The organism is Candidatus Endoriftia persephonae, from assembly GCF_023733635.1.
Lineage (GTDB): Bacteria > Pseudomonadota > Gammaproteobacteria > Chromatiales > Chromatiaceae > Endoriftia > Endoriftia persephonae.
In genome coordinates this window covers 1789459-1803693 of record NZ_CP090569.1, presented here as the reverse complement: position 1 = coordinate 1803693, position 14235 = coordinate 1789459, and the positions used below count along the sequence as shown (strand labels likewise).

General features: G+C 58.6%; 17 protein-coding genes and 1 tRNA gene. 12 read left to right on the top strand and 6 right to left on the bottom strand.

The genetic code is table 11. From position 1 onward, the window contains the following. Position 1 precedes the first annotated feature (1 nt). The 5 genes from lolA to serS all read left to right on the top strand — a co-directional run bounded on the left by lolA (position 2) and on the right by serS (position 4161). Positions 2-643 carry an outer membrane lipoprotein periplasmic chaperone LolA gene (gene lolA / locus L0Y14_RS08145; RefSeq protein WP_006474408.1) on the top strand — a complete coding sequence of 214 codons (642 nt, stop codon included), beginning with the start codon at positions 2-4 and terminating at the stop codon, positions 641-643. Next, positions 640-1968, top strand: coding sequence for a replication-associated recombination protein A (locus tag L0Y14_RS08140; protein WP_005959047.1), 1329 nt, complete (start codon positions 640-642; stop codon positions 1966-1968). The genes lolA and L0Y14_RS08140 overlap by 4 nt, the downstream gene beginning before the upstream one ends. A 241-nt stretch (positions 1969-2209) precedes the next feature. Next, positions 2210-2581, top strand: coding sequence for a fluoride efflux transporter CrcB (gene crcB, locus L0Y14_RS08135; RefSeq protein ID WP_005959048.1), 372 nt, complete (start codon positions 2210-2212; stop codon positions 2579-2581). Further along, entirely contained in the window at positions 2578-2889 is a 312-nt protein-coding gene (locus L0Y14_RS08130; protein WP_005959049.1) for a DUF190 domain-containing protein, read from the top strand. Before crcB ends, L0Y14_RS08130 begins: the two co-directional genes overlap by 4 nt. A 3-nt stretch (positions 2890-2892) precedes the next feature. After that, positions 2893-4161 (top strand): serine--tRNA ligase, encoded by a 1269-nt coding sequence (serS, locus tag L0Y14_RS08125; RefSeq protein ID WP_005959050.1) that lies wholly within the window; start codon positions 2893-2895, stop codon positions 4159-4161. Between the two features lie 41 nt (positions 4162-4202). Here the strand turns inward: serS and L0Y14_RS08120 are convergent, their stop codons facing one another. Beyond that, positions 4203-4382, bottom strand: a complete 180-nt coding sequence (locus L0Y14_RS08120) for a hypothetical protein (protein WP_005959051.1) — start codon at positions 4380-4382, stop codon at positions 4203-4205. Positions 4383-4454: 72 nt separating this feature from the next. Beyond that, positions 4455-5123 (bottom strand): Bax inhibitor-1/YccA family protein, encoded by a 669-nt coding sequence (locus L0Y14_RS08115; protein ID WP_005959052.1) that lies wholly within the window; start codon positions 5121-5123, stop codon positions 4455-4457. A gap of 171 nt (positions 5124-5294) precedes the next feature. Here L0Y14_RS08115 and L0Y14_RS08110 point away from each other — a divergent pair. Continuing rightward, positions 5295-5385 (top strand) — tRNA-Ser (locus tag L0Y14_RS08110). Positions 5386-5445: 60 nt separating this feature from the next. On the opposite strand, the gene L0Y14_RS08105 is transcribed toward L0Y14_RS08110, so the two are convergent. From L0Y14_RS08105 to nadB, 4 genes are all read right to left on the bottom strand, one after another. Continuing rightward, on the bottom strand, positions 5446-6381 hold the full coding sequence (locus L0Y14_RS08105) for a 3'(2'),5'-bisphosphate nucleotidase CysQ family protein (protein ID WP_005959053.1): 936 nt from the start codon (positions 6379-6381) through the stop codon (positions 5446-5448). Further along, positions 6348-7361, bottom strand: coding sequence for a phosphotransferase (locus L0Y14_RS08100; protein ID WP_006474410.1), 1014 nt, complete (start codon positions 7359-7361; stop codon positions 6348-6350). Before L0Y14_RS08100 ends, L0Y14_RS08105 begins: the two co-directional genes overlap by 34 nt. Before the next feature lie 104 nt (positions 7362-7465). Then, positions 7466-7879, bottom strand: a complete 414-nt coding sequence (locus tag L0Y14_RS08095) for a transposase (RefSeq protein WP_081417688.1) — start codon at positions 7877-7879, stop codon at positions 7466-7468. Between the two features lie 143 nt (positions 7880-8022). Next, positions 8023-9651 (bottom strand): L-aspartate oxidase, encoded by a 1629-nt coding sequence (nadB, locus tag L0Y14_RS08090; RefSeq protein WP_005959055.1) that lies wholly within the window; start codon positions 9649-9651, stop codon positions 8023-8025. Between the two features lie 185 nt (positions 9652-9836). Here nadB and rpoE point away from each other — a divergent pair, with 185 nt between their 5' ends. The 6 genes from rpoE to L0Y14_RS08060 are packed head-to-tail and all read left to right on the top strand — an operon-like array spanning position 9837 to position 14217. Further along, complete coding sequence (gene rpoE / locus L0Y14_RS08085; RefSeq protein WP_006474411.1) at positions 9837-10415, top strand: RNA polymerase sigma factor RpoE; 579 nt, start codon at positions 9837-9839, stop codon at positions 10413-10415. Between the two features lie 14 nt (positions 10416-10429). Beyond that, positions 10430-10996 (top strand): sigma-E factor negative regulatory protein, encoded by a 567-nt coding sequence (locus L0Y14_RS08080; protein ID WP_006474412.1) that lies wholly within the window; start codon positions 10430-10432, stop codon positions 10994-10996. 43 nt (positions 10997-11039) lie between these two features. After that, entirely contained in the window at positions 11040-12041 is a 1002-nt protein-coding gene (locus L0Y14_RS08075) for a MucB/RseB C-terminal domain-containing protein (protein ID WP_006474413.1), read from the top strand. Beyond that, the gene (locus L0Y14_RS08070) at positions 12038-12508 is read left to right on the top strand and encodes a SoxR reducing system RseC family protein (RefSeq protein ID WP_005959060.1); all 471 of its coding nucleotides are present in this window, start codon (positions 12038-12040) and stop codon (positions 12506-12508) included. The genes L0Y14_RS08075 and L0Y14_RS08070 overlap by 4 nt, the downstream gene beginning before the upstream one ends. A 39-nt stretch (positions 12509-12547) precedes the next feature. Next, positions 12548-13978, top strand: coding sequence for a DegQ family serine endoprotease (locus tag L0Y14_RS08065; protein ID WP_005959061.1), 1431 nt, complete (start codon positions 12548-12550; stop codon positions 13976-13978). Continuing rightward, complete coding sequence (locus tag L0Y14_RS08060; protein WP_040819266.1) at positions 13975-14217, top strand: glutaredoxin family protein; 243 nt, start codon at positions 13975-13977, stop codon at positions 14215-14217. Before L0Y14_RS08065 ends, L0Y14_RS08060 begins: the two co-directional genes overlap by 4 nt. Positions 14218-14235: the final 18 nt, after the last annotated feature.

Sequence of the window (14235 nt, the reverse complement as noted above, 5' to 3'; positions counted from 1 at the left end):
GATGACCCGATTTTTTAGCCTGCTGCTGATGCTCCTGCTGAGTGGATTCGCTCAGCCTTCATTGGCAACAGAAGCCGATGGCGCTACCGGCGTGAAACAGCTGCGGCAGTTTCTGTCCAATCTGATTACCCTGCAAGCGGAGTTCGTACAGACTCTGCGCCAGCCCGATAGCGACCAGATCTATATCACCAGTGGCATCCTCTATCTGCAGCGTCCCGGGCGCTTCCGCTGGCAGTATGACGCGCCAAGCCGCCAGCTGATCATTGCTGACGGCAACCGCATCTGGCTGCACGACAGGGAGTTGGAGCAGGTCTCCCACCGGGATCAGCAGGCGGCGCTGAAGGGCACGCCGGCGCAGCTGCTCAGCGATACCGGGCCGATCGAGCGGCACTTTGCCATCACGGAGCTGGGCCAAAAAGACGGCATCGACTGGCTTAGCCTGAAGCCGAAACAGAAGGATGTGGAGATCGATCAGGTCAAACTGGGGCTGAAACAGAACCAGCTGGTGCAGATGGAAATGATCGACAGCTTTGGTCAGATCACCCGCTTCCGTTTCTCCAATCTGCAGCGTAACCCCGCCCTGGAACATGAGTTGTTTGTCTTTGATCCACCGGATGGGATCGACATGATCGGCGACCTATGAGCCAGTCAGCGGATCTGTTTCAGGCCGGGGCGATCGCCGGCCGGCCGCTGGCGGACCGGATGCGGCCGCGTTCTCTGGCGGAATTCAGCGGCCAGCAACATATCGTCGGCACAGGCAAGCCGCTGCAGCGGGCAATCGAGTCCGACCACCTCCACTCGATGATCTTCTGGGGTCCGCCGGGCACCGGCAAGACCACCCTGGCGCGGCTCATCGCACGTCACTCCGGGGTGCAGTTTCTCAGCCTCTCGGCAGTGCTTTCCGGGGTCAAGGAGATCCGTGCCGCGGTGGAGCAGGCAAGGCTCGCACGACAGCAGGAGAGCCGCCCGACGCTGCTCTTCATCGACGAGGTGCACCGCTTCAACAAGTCCCAGCAGGATGCCTTTCTGCCGCATGTGGAGGATGGCACCCTAGTGTTCATCGGTGCCACCACCGAGAACCCCTCCTTCGAGCTCAACAACGCGTTGCTCTCCCGCGCCCGCACCTATGTGCTGAGGGCGTTAGCGGGAGAGGAGCTCGAACAGATCATCGAGCAGGCGCTGCAGGATAGTGAGCGGGGGCTCGGCGGGAGCGGCCTCGGCATCACTCCTGAAGCACGTAGATTGCTGGCCGAGGCGGCGGATGGCGATGCGCGGCGTGCTCTCAACCTGCTGGAGATTGCCGCCGATCTGGCAGAGCAAGGGGAGATCGGCGTCGAGCTGATCGGCGAAGTGGCCAGCGGCACCCTGCGTCGCTTCGACAAGGGTGGTGAGGCCTTCTACGATCAGATCTCGGCACTACACAAATCGGTGCGCGGCTCGGCCCCCGATGCGGCCCTCTACTGGCTGGCGCGAATGATCGACGGTGGCTGCGATCCACTCTACATCGCCCGGCGGGTGGTGCGCATGGCCTCGGAGGATATAGGTAACGCCGACCCGCGCGCGCTGGAGATCGCGCTCAACGCCTGGCAGGCCCAGGAGCGCCTCGGCAGCCCGGAGGGGGAGCTGGTGATCGCCCAGGCGGTGGTCTACCTGGCTTGTGCCCCCAAGAGCAATGCGGTCTACATGGCCTGGAAGCAGGCCCTGTCGGTGGCGAAGAAGTCAGGCTCTCTGGAGGTACCGCTGCATCTGCGTAACGCCCCCACCAAACTGATGAAGGAACTCGATTACGGCAAGGCCTACCGCTATGCCCACGATGAACCCCACGCCTACGCCGCCGCTGAAAACTACTTTCCGGAGAGGCTGGAAGGAAGCTGCTTCTACCGTCCAGTCGATCGCGGCATGGAGATCAAGATTGGTGAGAAGCTCGAATTCCTCAAGCGACTCGACCGGGAGCAGGGCGCTGGTTGAGTGACAAGTGGATCGAAAGAGGATGGGGCGTCTGTCTGTCGTTCAGCCTGACCTGTCCGTCTGAAGGCGGGCTACAACCTGCCTGTTCGAAGCTGGCCAACGAAGGCCCCGTTATCATTCACAGCAGGCTATTTCAATCGTTGTGGGCTGCAGCGATTTCACTGCATCCTGCCGCGTTTCACGGCCCGCTGCGATGGGTGTAGAATGCGGCGGTTTATCATTCTAGAGACTCGGAATTCTGATGCAGATGATCGCCATCGCAGCCGGAGGCGCAGTAGGAGCGCTGTTCCGGTTCTGGGTCTCCAGCGGGGTTTATGGGCTGCTTGGCCGGGCTTTTCCCTTCGGCACCCTGGCGGTGAATCTCATCGGCTCGCTGTTGATGGGCTTTCTCTACGTCTACCTGCTGGAGCGTGCTAGTGTCGGGCCGGAGCTGCGTGCGGCGCTACTGGTCGGTCTGCTCGGCGCCTTTACCACCTTCTCCACCTTCTCCATCGAGACCCTCAATCTGCTGGAGCAGGCGGACTATCTGAAGGCGATGTTGAATGTGCTGATCAGCGTTATCGCCTGTCTCGCAGCCTGCTGGCTGGGATTGACCCTGGGAAGACAGTTATGAAACAAGAGAGCGTTACCATGGTGCGGGTCTACCTCACCGAGGGTGATCACCAGATGCAGCGGCTGATGCACTTTCTGCATGCGGAGGAGAAGGTGCGCGGTATCACTGCGTTTCGTGGTATCGCTGGTATCGGTGCCTCGGGGCGCATGCATACTTCATCACTGATCGATGTCTCATTGGATCTGCCGCTGGTGGTGGAGTTCTTTGACCGCACGGACAAGGTGGAGGGGATCCTCGAGGATCTCAACAAGATTGTGGAACCGGGCCATGTGGTGAGCTGGCCCGCAAGTTTGAATATGGGTGAATAAACGATGCTGGACCCTCGTCTGTTAAGAAACGATCTGGAGAGTGTCGCGGCGCAACTGGCGCGACGCGGCTTTCAACTCGACACGGATAAGATCACTACGCTGGAGGCGCAGCGTAAGTCGCTGCAGGTTGCAGCCCAGGAGCTGCAGAATCAGCGCAACAGCCACTCCAAGTCGATCGGCAAGGCGAAGGCGGCAGGCGAGGATATCCAGCCGCTACTGGCCGAGGTGGCGTCACTGGGAGACCGGCTGAAGCAGACCCAGGAGGCGCTGAACCAGGTCCAGGCTGAGCTGGGCGCGATCACCCTCGGCATCCCCAATATCCCCCATGAGTCGGTGCCCGATGGCAAAGATGAGGAGGATAATCGAGAGGAGCGTCGCTGGGGTGAGCCGCCACAGTTCGACTTCGAAGCAAAAGATCATGTGGATCTAGGCATCGAAAACGGGCTGCTGGATGCAGAGGCGGCGGCCAAGCTGACCGGCTCGCGCTTCACCGTGATGTCAGGCCCGCTGGCGCGCATGCACCGGGCGCTGATCCAACTGATGCTCGATACCCACATCCAGCACGGCTACACCGAGGCCTATGTGCCCTATCTGGTCAATAGCGACAGCCTGCGTGGCACCGGTCAGCTGCCCAAGTTCGAAGAGGAGCTGTTTAAGCTGCAGGGCGAGCATGAGTACTATCTGATCCCCACCGCCGAGGTACCGCTCACCAACCTGGTGCGTGATGTAATCATCGACGCCGACGAGATGCCACGCCGCTATGTGGCCCACACGCCTTGTTTCCGCTCCGAGGCGGGCTCCTACGGCAAGGACACCCGTGGCATGATCCGCCAGCATCAGTTTGAGAAGGTAGAGCTGGTGCAGATAGTCCGGGCCGAAGATTCCTTCGATGCGCTGGAGCAGCTCACCTCGCATGCCGAGGCGATCCTGCAGAAGCTGGAGCTGCCCTACCGGGTAGTGACCCTCTGTACCGGGGATATCGGTTTCTCCGCCACCAAGACCTACGATCTGGAAGTTTGGCTGCCGGGGCAGGGCAAATATCGGGAGATCTCCTCCTGCTCCAATTTCGTGGATTTTCAGGCACGCCGGCTGCAGGCGCGCTGGCGCAATCCCGAAACTGGCAAGCCGGAACTAGTACACACTGTAAACGGCTCCGGCCTGGCGGTCGGTCGTACCCTGGTGGCGGTGATGGAGAACTATCAGGATGCGGAAGGCAGGGTCAGGGTACCCGAGGCGTTACGTCCCTACATGGGCGGCATCGAGGTAATCTGATCAGGGGAAAGCGGTCCCGGCACTGGCGGGGCCGCTAGGCTTCAGACTATCGCCATCAGCAGGATCACAAAGCCAATCACGGCACCGATCGGCAGCAGCACCGCCATCCAGTCGCCTTTCTCTGCCTTGGGGCCGTTCTGGCTCCAGTGTTTGTAGGCGGGCCACATCGCAAACAGCATCATCACCATTGCAGCGGCGGCCAGAATCTTCATCCAGTCCATCGATCTTTCTCCTCAGCAGATATAAAAAAACCCCGGCATCAGGCCGGGGTTTGCCGTCAGACAAGGGTCTGATCAGTCATCACTCATCACGCCGAGCAGATGCAGCAGGCTAATGAAGATGTTGAAGATGCTGATGTAGATGCCATAGGTGGCCATGATGTAGTTGGTCTCACCGCCGTGGATGATGCGGCTGGTGTCGAACAGGATGAAACCGCTCATCAGCAGGATGATACCGGCAGAGAGCGCCAGCGAGAGGGCAGGCATCGCGAGGAAGATATTGGCCAGCATTGCGATCACCACAACCATCATGCCGGCAAACAGGAAGCCCCCCATGAAGCTGAAGTTCTTGCGGGTGGTCAGTGCATAGCCGGAGAGACCGAGGAAGATCACGCCGGTGCCGCCGAAAGCGGTGGTGATGATTTCAGGGCCTTTTGGCAGTGCGGCGTAGATGGAGAGGATGGCGCCCAGTCCAAAACCCATCAGACCGGTGATCACAAAGATTACGCCGATACCGGCGGAGGAGTTGGCGGTACGGGGCAGCACGAAGATGCCGAGCACCATGGCGACGATGACAGAGACCATGTAGGTCATCGGCGGCATCGCGATGAACATCGAGATGCCGGCCATGACTGCGCTGAATGCCAGTGTGGCAGAGAGCAGCATATAGGTGTTCTTCAGCACCTTATTACTCGCCAGTACCGATTCCTGGGTACGGGTAGAGGTGAAATCAATCTGGTTCATGTCGGCTTTGCCTCCTGGGTAAATGCCAGCAAATCAATAGGTTGTATATAAGACACTGGATATCCGTTTCGGTTCCGCAAGGATACATCTATCCAGCCAAAGATCAACACGATGAAAATAGAGTTTCGACTGGCATTTTCAAGTCGATTTCAGGTATCCTAGCGCGCTCTTGGAGAGGTGGCAGAGCGGTTGAATGCACCGGTCTTGAAAACCGGCGTGGGTTTGTAGCCCACCCAGGGTTCGAATCCCTGCCTCTCCGCCACTCAATAAGCATAACTCATTAGTGCGTGATGATGTGTTATTTGGTAACACTTAGCACCGTTTACTGGAAGTTTGTCTGAGCATTTTCTGAAAGTCTGCCGGCCTTGCGATGTAACAGCACACTGTGGTGTAGCGCAATGATGTGGTCGGCCAGAGCATGGTTACCCGCATACAACAGCCCGCGATGGTTCATGAAGGTGGAATCCGGTCGGTTGAGATCCATGGGTCGGCCGTATATGTCGGAGGCCACGGCCCCAGCCTCATGGAACAGGCAGGCGGTAGCAGCATAGTCCCATAAACTGCCACCGCTATTGTCGCTGCGGGGGTATTTAAAGTAGCAGATATTGGGGTCTTCGAGGATGCCGCAGGCATTCATTACACCACCAGTGCGAAACTGAATATCGGAGCCGTTCAGGCCCAGTTGCCGGGCGATGTCATGTAAACCAGTCCGGGTATGTTCCAGCCAGGGATGTGACTGAAAACTGAAGTCGATACTCAGGATTAGGGGCTGTTTCGGGTCCAGGTCAGGGATCTGTATGGGGTGTCCATTTTTGTATGCCCCCTGGCCACGGATGGCATGAAACAGGGCTTGCTCCACCGGGTCATACGCCACACCGATCAGCGGGTCGCCATTCCGAGCCACCAGGGCAATAGAGACGGAAAAGCCGGGGGTGTTGTTGATGAAGGCCAGCGTGCCGTCCAGGGGATCGATACACCAGAAAGCGGGTTTTTTCTGGCGTTGACCGTCATCGGGGGATTCCTCCGTGAGCAAAGCGAGATCATATTCAGCACAGCTGGGTTCTAGTATCTCCAAAATAGCGGCTTGAGCCTTGTGGTCCACTTCAGTGACCACCTGACCAGCGGTGCTGGTGCCAGTCTCTTTGTGGTGAACCTGGATCTCGGTTTGTCGGTGGGTTTTGATGATATGACCTGCGGCATGGGCTGCGCTGAAGGCCAGTTGGCTCAGTTCGTAGAGTTGATCATTGCTGAAGAGCATGGGGTGTCCTGTAATTGGCTCACCACCTCATGGGCGAGGCGTTCGCTGTAACTGTGAATTTTCCAGTGGCCGGGACTCCAGCCTTTGAGGAAACGATAGAAATCGGTCCAGGCCACGCTATACAAGGGCCGCCAGACCGCTTCCACAGCCGCAGCATCGATCCGGGGATGGTGCAGAGCCAGGGCCTGTTTCAGGACAGCGAAGTAGGCGTTGAGCAGGGATTCCTCCCTGTGTTCGCATTCGTGTTCGTTAAGGCAGCTACCGATGAAATAGGCTACATCTTTCATGCCACAACCGCTGCCCACGTATTGAAAGTCCACTGCCGCGACCTGGGTTCCGTCCGGCGAGAAACAGAAATTGGCCAGCTTGGCATCGCCATGCACAAAGGTTTGGAAGGGGGCCTCGTTCAGGGTCCGGTCCAGAACCTCTGCAGCTTGCTTTAGTTCACCCTCCTCCATGGTGGCCAGTTCATCGGGGCGGGTGTCCAGGTGCCAATAGGTGCCTATGTCCCACAGCCCTTCCGGTTTCTCGTCCATGAAGGTGGCATGGAAGTGGGCAAGCCAGCTCAGGCAGCGGATCATTTCGGCCTCGGTAACGCTGCCCTTGCGGGCCGGGTAACCGCTGCCGTCCAGATCTTCCAGCACCATCAACACTTCATCGTCGTGATGTTCCAGGGCCAGACAATGGGGGATACGGCAGTGATCATCACAGCGTGCGGCCCAATGTTCGTACCAGGCGGTTTCTACCTGATAGGAGTGCAGTTTGCGTTGGTGGGATCGATCGGTATTCCAGCCACGCGGGTGTCTGCTCTGATCCGGTAACCGTACGTGTTTGACCACCACGGTGTTCAGTTTCGAACCGATCAGGCCGTAGCGGTCGATACTACCGTAACCACTCCACAGACTTTGAATTGAACCGCCTTCGAACAGATCATCGGCGCTGGTGGCATTGAGGATGATGCGGCGTACGTATGAATCCATGAATTAACGCTAATTAGGGAATATGGGCAATCATACCCTGAGCGGATACGGCTTCAATCAATGGTTACATTGGAATTCCGGGTGAAATTCCGGGGACAGTATACTTATTTCCCATTCACTGCAGCGGAATGGCTCCCCGGTTTTCTACCCGGCTTTTGTGGCGTCAAAATCCGGCAAGTCAGTGACTCAGCTGCCTGGATAAACGGCGCGTCACCCAGTGGGCGGCCGGTGCGTGTATGAACCCGGATGTATTCCACGTCATCCTGAGCAGGCTCGGTGGGTAATTTGCCCAGTCCGGACACAATCGCACGCACGGGGTTCAACTCGACATATCGAATCGCCGCCGCAAGATGCGTTTCATTCATGGGGAAAGAGTGGAACCGCTTCTGCCAGAGGTGACCCCGCCAGCCATATCGAAAATTGACACGCCGGGTGTAACGGCGATGGGCCTCAGCCAAAGCGGTTCGCAAGCCGCTCTCTGTGTTTGGGGTCAACACGAGGTGGACATGGTTGGGCATCAGACAATACCACTCGGGCAATCCTTGCCATGCTGTTCCTCCCTGAATGGCCTGTAAAAAATCGGTGGTCTATGCTACTGCATCAGCGTCTTCTGGGAATAGGTATACTGTCCCCGGAATTCCACCCCGGAATTCGAATTCCGTCAGGGCAGCGTCCTGGGAGAGTAGTTGTCTGGGATCAGCACTGTCGGATGGCGTTGGGCCAGGTCGTCGGTGCGCGGAAAGTCGAGAGTGTAGTGGAGGCCACGGCTTTCGCGGCGCATCTGCGCCGAGCGGATGATCAGATCGGCCACTTCCACCAGGTTGCGCAGCTCCAGCAGGTCATTGGTAACACGAAAGTTGCTGTAGTATTCACCAATCTCCATGCGCAACATGTCGACCCGACGTTTGGCTCGCTCCAGGCGCTTGTTGGAGCGGACTATGCCCACGTAGTCCCACATGAAGCGGCGCAGTTCATCCCAGTTATGGGCCACCACCACCTCTTCATCAGAGTCGGTCACCCGGCTCTCGTCCCAGTGAGGCAACTCACCGGGTATCTCTACCTGGTCTGCCTGTTCGCTAATATCTTTGGCGGCCTGCCCGGCAAACACTAGGCACTCAAGCAGCGAGTTGCTGGCCATCCGATTAGCGCCATGCAGGCCGGTGTAGGCAGTTTCACCGATAGCGTAGAGCCCCGGCAGATCGGTCTGCGCGTGATGATCGGTGTAGATGCCACCGCAGGTGTAGTGGGCGGCGGGCACCACCGGAATCGGTTCGCGGGTGATGTCGATCCCCAAGTCGCGGCAGCGCTGGTAGATGGTGGGGAAGTGTTCGGTGATGAACTCAGCCGGCTTGTGGCTGATATCGAGGAACAGGCATTCGGCGCCGATACGTTTCATCTCATGGTCGATGGCGCGGGCGACGATATCTCGCGGGGCGAGTTCTCCGCGCCGGTCGAAGCGCTGCATGAAACGCTCCCCGTTGGGCAGCAACAGCCGGCCCCCTTCACCGCGCACCGCCTCGCTGATCAGAAAGTTACGTGCCTCGGGATGGTAGAGGCAGGTGGGGTGAAACTGGATGAACTCCATGTTGGCGACCCGACAGCCAGCGCGCCAGGCCATGGCGATGCCGTCGCCGGTAGAGACGTCCGGATTACTGGTGTAGAGGTAGACCTTGCTCGCGCCACCGGAGGCGATCACTACAAAACGGGCGCGGAAGGTCTTAACCCGGCCCTGTTTCTGGTTAAGAATGTAGGCTCCCACACAGCGGTTGACGCCGCTCTGGCGGCGCTTGCGGTTGGTGATCAGGTCGATGGCGATATGGTATTCGAACAGCTCCACGTTGGCGCGCGCCATCACCTGGGCCTCGAGGGTGGTCTCCACCTCGCGGCCGGTGGCATCTGCGGCGTGGATCACCCGCCGGTGGGAGTGCCCCCCTTCACGAGTCAGATGGTAGCCGCCGCTACTGGCCGAGTTGTCGTCACGGGTGAACTTGGCACCGTTTTCCATCAGCCAGCGGATATTCTCCGGGCCCTGTTCCACCACCAGTTGAACCGTCTTCTCTTCGCAGAGCCCGGCGCCGGCGTTAAGGGTGTCCTCCACATGGGAGGAGAGGGTATCCTCCTCGTCTAGCACCGCAGAGATGCCCCCCTGGGCATAGAATGTGCTGCCCTCTTCGAGTTGGCGTTTGGAGATTACCGCGACTTTCAGATCAGGGTGCAGACGCAGCGCCAGGGAAAGACCGGCAGCACCGCTGCCGATGATCAAAACGTCGTGCTGATGGTCGGTGGACATGATTGCGGAGGCCTACTATTACAGCGATAATGCGACTCGCATTGCATCGCCGCATCCTAGCCTAAATCAAGGGCTTGTAGAACAGAATTAATCTACCGGTAGATGCGGCGAACTATTCAGAATCTGGAGTGTCAATCAGACTGAGCGCAGGGACGTGTCAGGTCATGAGGGAGGGTAGGGCCCGGATGGGCGAGCGACAAGTGGATCAGGAACTGGTCATCCGTGTGCAGAAGGGCGACAAAAAGGCATTTGACCTGTTGGTGCTCAAGTATCAGCAGAAGATCGCGAATCTGATCTCCCGTTACATTCGGGATCCACACGAGGTGCTGGACGTTACCCAGGAGGCTTTTATTAAGGCCTACCGGGCGCTCCCTAGATTTCGTGGTGACAGCGCTTTCTACACTTGGCTGTACCGGATTGCGATTAATACCGCAAAGAACCACCTCGTTGCCCAGAGTCGTCGCCCGCCGAGTGGGGATGTGGAGCCCGAGATCGCCGAACAGCTGGATGAGGGGCATCGTCTGAAAGAGTACGGCACACCGGAAAATCATCTGCTCAGCAGCGAGATCAGTGCCGCCGTTCAGGATGCCATCGACGCGCTTCCGCAAGACCTGCGCACTGCCATCATCCTGCGTGAACTGGAAGGCATGAGTTACGAGGAGATCGCTGAGGCGATGTCCTGCCCGGTGGGAACTGTGAGATCCCGTATCTTCCGGGCGCGAGAGGCGATAGACAAACGGTTACAACCGTTGATTAACCCATAAGCACGGGTGGTGAGATGAGCGAACAAGAACGCGAAAAAGTATCTGCACTGGTGGATGACGAGCTAAGCGAACACGAAATCAGCCGGCACATCGGTCGGCTGCTTGAAACACCGTCAGAGCAACAGGCCTGGGCCCGTTATCATCTAATAGGCGATGCGATGCGTCAGGAACTGGGTTCGCTGGTGCAGCCGGATCTGGCAAGCGCCATCAGCGCCAGCCTGGAGCGTGAACCTACCATCATTGCGCCGGGAATGGTCAAACGCCGCCCGGCGTCCTGGCTGAAACCGGTGGCAGGTACTGCCATCGCCGCCTCAGTGGCGCTGGTTGCGGTCACTATGGTCCCACAGCTGATCAATGATGATCCGGTCGCCACACTCTCCCCCACGGTGGCGGTGAAAAAGCCACCGGTAGAGACCATCTATAGCCAATCTGGGGGCACCCGCTGGGAGCTGCTGGCCCGCCCCGACGTTGAGACCAAACTCAATAGTTATCTGGTCAATCATCAGGAGTACGCTCCGGCCAACACCATGAAAGGCATCATGCCTTACGCCACCTTTGTCAGTTATGACGTGGCCAAATGATCAACCGTTATTCGACAGGTTTGTCGTGTTGGAGTGGAGAGGCATGCAGATAGGTCGTCCAGCGGGCATCGCTGCACAGATTTTTTTTGGTGTCCTGCTGGCGCTGAACCTGACCACAGGATTGGCCGCAACGGCCGAGAAAGAGCGGGAGGCCGCCCGATGGCTGGAACGGATGATGACCGCGGTACGCGCTCTGAACTATCAGGGCACATTCATCTATTTGCACGACAACCAGCTGGAGAGTATCCGGGTGGTGCATGCAGTAGAGGATGGCCAGATCAGGGAGCATCTGATCTCACTCAACGGTGCCCCGCGGGAGGTGATTCGCGATAAACGCTCAATCACCTGCGTTCGCCCCGAGAGCCAGCAAATCTCCATCGATAAGCGCCCACCCAGCAACAAGTTTCTCGATCTGCTACCCCAAGACCTCGACAAACTCACCCCTCACTACGCATTTCGTACCCTCGGCACGGCCCGGATTGCGGGCCATCAGTCGAAGGTGGTGGCGATCATCCCACGGGATGACTACCGCTACGGCTATCGTTTCTATCTCGATCAGGAGAGCGCCCTGCCACTCAAGTCGGACCTGATGGATGAGCAGGGGCAGGCGCTGGAACAGACCATGTTCACCAGCCTCGAGATCGGTGTCGCCGAGTGGAACATCGACGAATCCAACAAACAGCGTGGCATCACCATCCGTAAATCAGACCTGCCACGGAGTGAAATAGAGTCGGACAGGCCTCAGTGGCACTTTGAATCCTTGCCCGCCGGTTTTGTGGTGACCAGCCGTTCCAGGGTGCCAGACACCGCTAATGGCGGTGTAATCGACCACTATGTGTTAAGTGACGGGCTAGCCTCTCTCTCCATCTTCATCGAAGCGGCAGGCGAGGGGGGGGCGCTGGAGGGCGCATCACGTCTGGGTGCGATCAACGCTTGGGGTGGGCGGCGTGCTGATCACCAGATCACCGCAGTGGGCGAAGTGCCGGCGATCACCCTGTTGAGTGTGGTCGAGGCGATGCGCTACAACGCTGCCGAATCGCCATGATCGAGGAGTCTGCCAGAGTCATCACCTGTGATGGCGACTATGCTCTGGTGGAGACCCAGCAGCAGGCGGCTTGCGGGAACTGCCAGGCCGGATCGAGTTGTGGCACCTCGGTGATCGCTGGCTTCTTCAAACGTCGTCATCCGCAGCTTCGGGTGCGCAATCCAATCGAGGCAAAGGCAGGCCAGCAGGTGGTGATCGGTCTCGATGAGCGGGCTCTGCTCCGTGCCTCTTTGGTCTCCTACCTGCTGCCGATATTTACACTCATCCTGTGTGCCATTGCGGGCCTGGAACTGGTTCGCTGGATGGAAATAGGTCAAGGGGAACTCGGCAGCATTATCGGCGGTCTACTGGGACTGATAGCCGGGTTGATCGGTGCAAGAGGCTTCGCCAGTCGGCATCGAACTGACGCACTGTATGAGCCGGAGATCTTGCGTTCAGCGTATTCCCATCCGATCAGATTGGGCTGAGCCCCACGATCCGAATCGAATAACCTCCAGGAGTTACCAATGAGTTTTATGCAGCGAACGGTATCCACAGTTCCGTTTCTTCTCCTTGTATTGCTCTTTACCGCCCCGCTACAGGCGAGAAGCCTGCCTGACTTTACCGAGCTTGTTGAGCAGAATGCGCCGGCGGTGGTCAACATCAGCACTCGTCAGCAGCAGAGCATCCGGCGGCAGATGGAGCGCTTCAACATCCCTGATATTCCAGAGAACAGTCCTTTTGGTGAGCTGCTGCGACGTTTCTTCGGTGAACATGGCTTCGACCTGCCGGATCAGGAGCGGGAGCAGCAGTCGCTGGGCTCGGGTTTCATTATCTCCCCCGATGGTTTCATCCTCACCAACAATCATGTGGTCGCCGGTGCGGATGAGATCATCGTGCGTATGAATGACCGCCGTGAGTTCAGCGCGCGGGTGATCGGCAGCGACGAGCGCAGCGATATCGCACTGATCAAGATCGAGGCGGAGGATCTGCCGGTGGTGAAGACCGGCAGTGCCGAAAAGCTCAAAGTAGGCGAGTGGGTGCTGGCGATCGGCACACCGTTTGGCTTCGATCACTCGGTCACCGCCGGCATCGTCAGCGCTAAGGGGCGCAACCTGCCGAGCGAGAACTATGTACCTTTTATCCAGACCGACGTGGCGATCAATCCGGGTAACTCCGGCGGCCCGCTGATCAACCTGGATGGCGAGGTGGTGGGGGTCAACTCACAGATCTACAGCCGCTCTGGTGGTTTCATGGGACTGTCTTTTGCCATCCCCATCGAGGTGGCGATGAACGTAGCCGAGCAGCTGAAGAGCAAAGGTCGGGTCAGTCGCGGCTGGCTCGGGGTGTTGATCCAGGATGTTACCCGCGATCTGGCCGAGAGCTTTGGCATGCAACACCCCCAAGGCGCTCTGGTTGCACGGGTACTGCCCGGCAGCCCCGCTTCCAAAGCGGGCCTGCAGGTGGGCGACGTGATCCTCAGCTATAACGGCACCAAGCTGAAGAGCTCCTCAGATCTGCCGCCGCTGGTGGGCGCTAGCCCGATTGATCGCCCTGTGGCTGTGACCGTGCAGCGCGGCGGTCGCACCCTCGAGGTAATGGTCCAGATCGGTGAGCTGCCCGCGGAAGATGCGATCGAGCTGGCCGAGACCCATGCGCCCAAGGTGATGTCGAATCGTCTCGGGCTGATGGTCTCCGATCTGAGCCGTGAGCAGCGCAGTGAGCTGGCAGTACCGCCCTATCAGGGGGTGATGGTCGATTCGGTAACTGGCGAGGCCGCTCGGGTTGCCGGTATTCAGGAGGGGGATGTGATCCTGATGATCAACGAGCGCAAGGTCGAGAGTGTACAGCAGTTCAACCAGCTGGTGGCAGAACTGCCAGCCAACAAGACCGTGGCAGTGCTGGTTCACCGCCGTAGCGGACCGATCTTTTTGGCGCTACGCATGCCGGCGGAATGAGGCAGCTGACCCTTTATATCCGCCCCGGCTGTCATCTGTGTGAGGATATGCTGACACAGCTACAGTCCATAGATGGGGCGGATAGCTTTCAGCTGCAGCTGGTGGAGATCGATGCCGATGCTGCCCTCCGTGCCCGCTATGACACGCGTGTACCAGTGCTGGAGGGAAGCGATGGTGAACTGCTCAGTGAGTACTTTCTGGATGAAATAGGGTTGCGGAACTATTTGAATGGCGGTTGATTTGGTATGATCGACCGC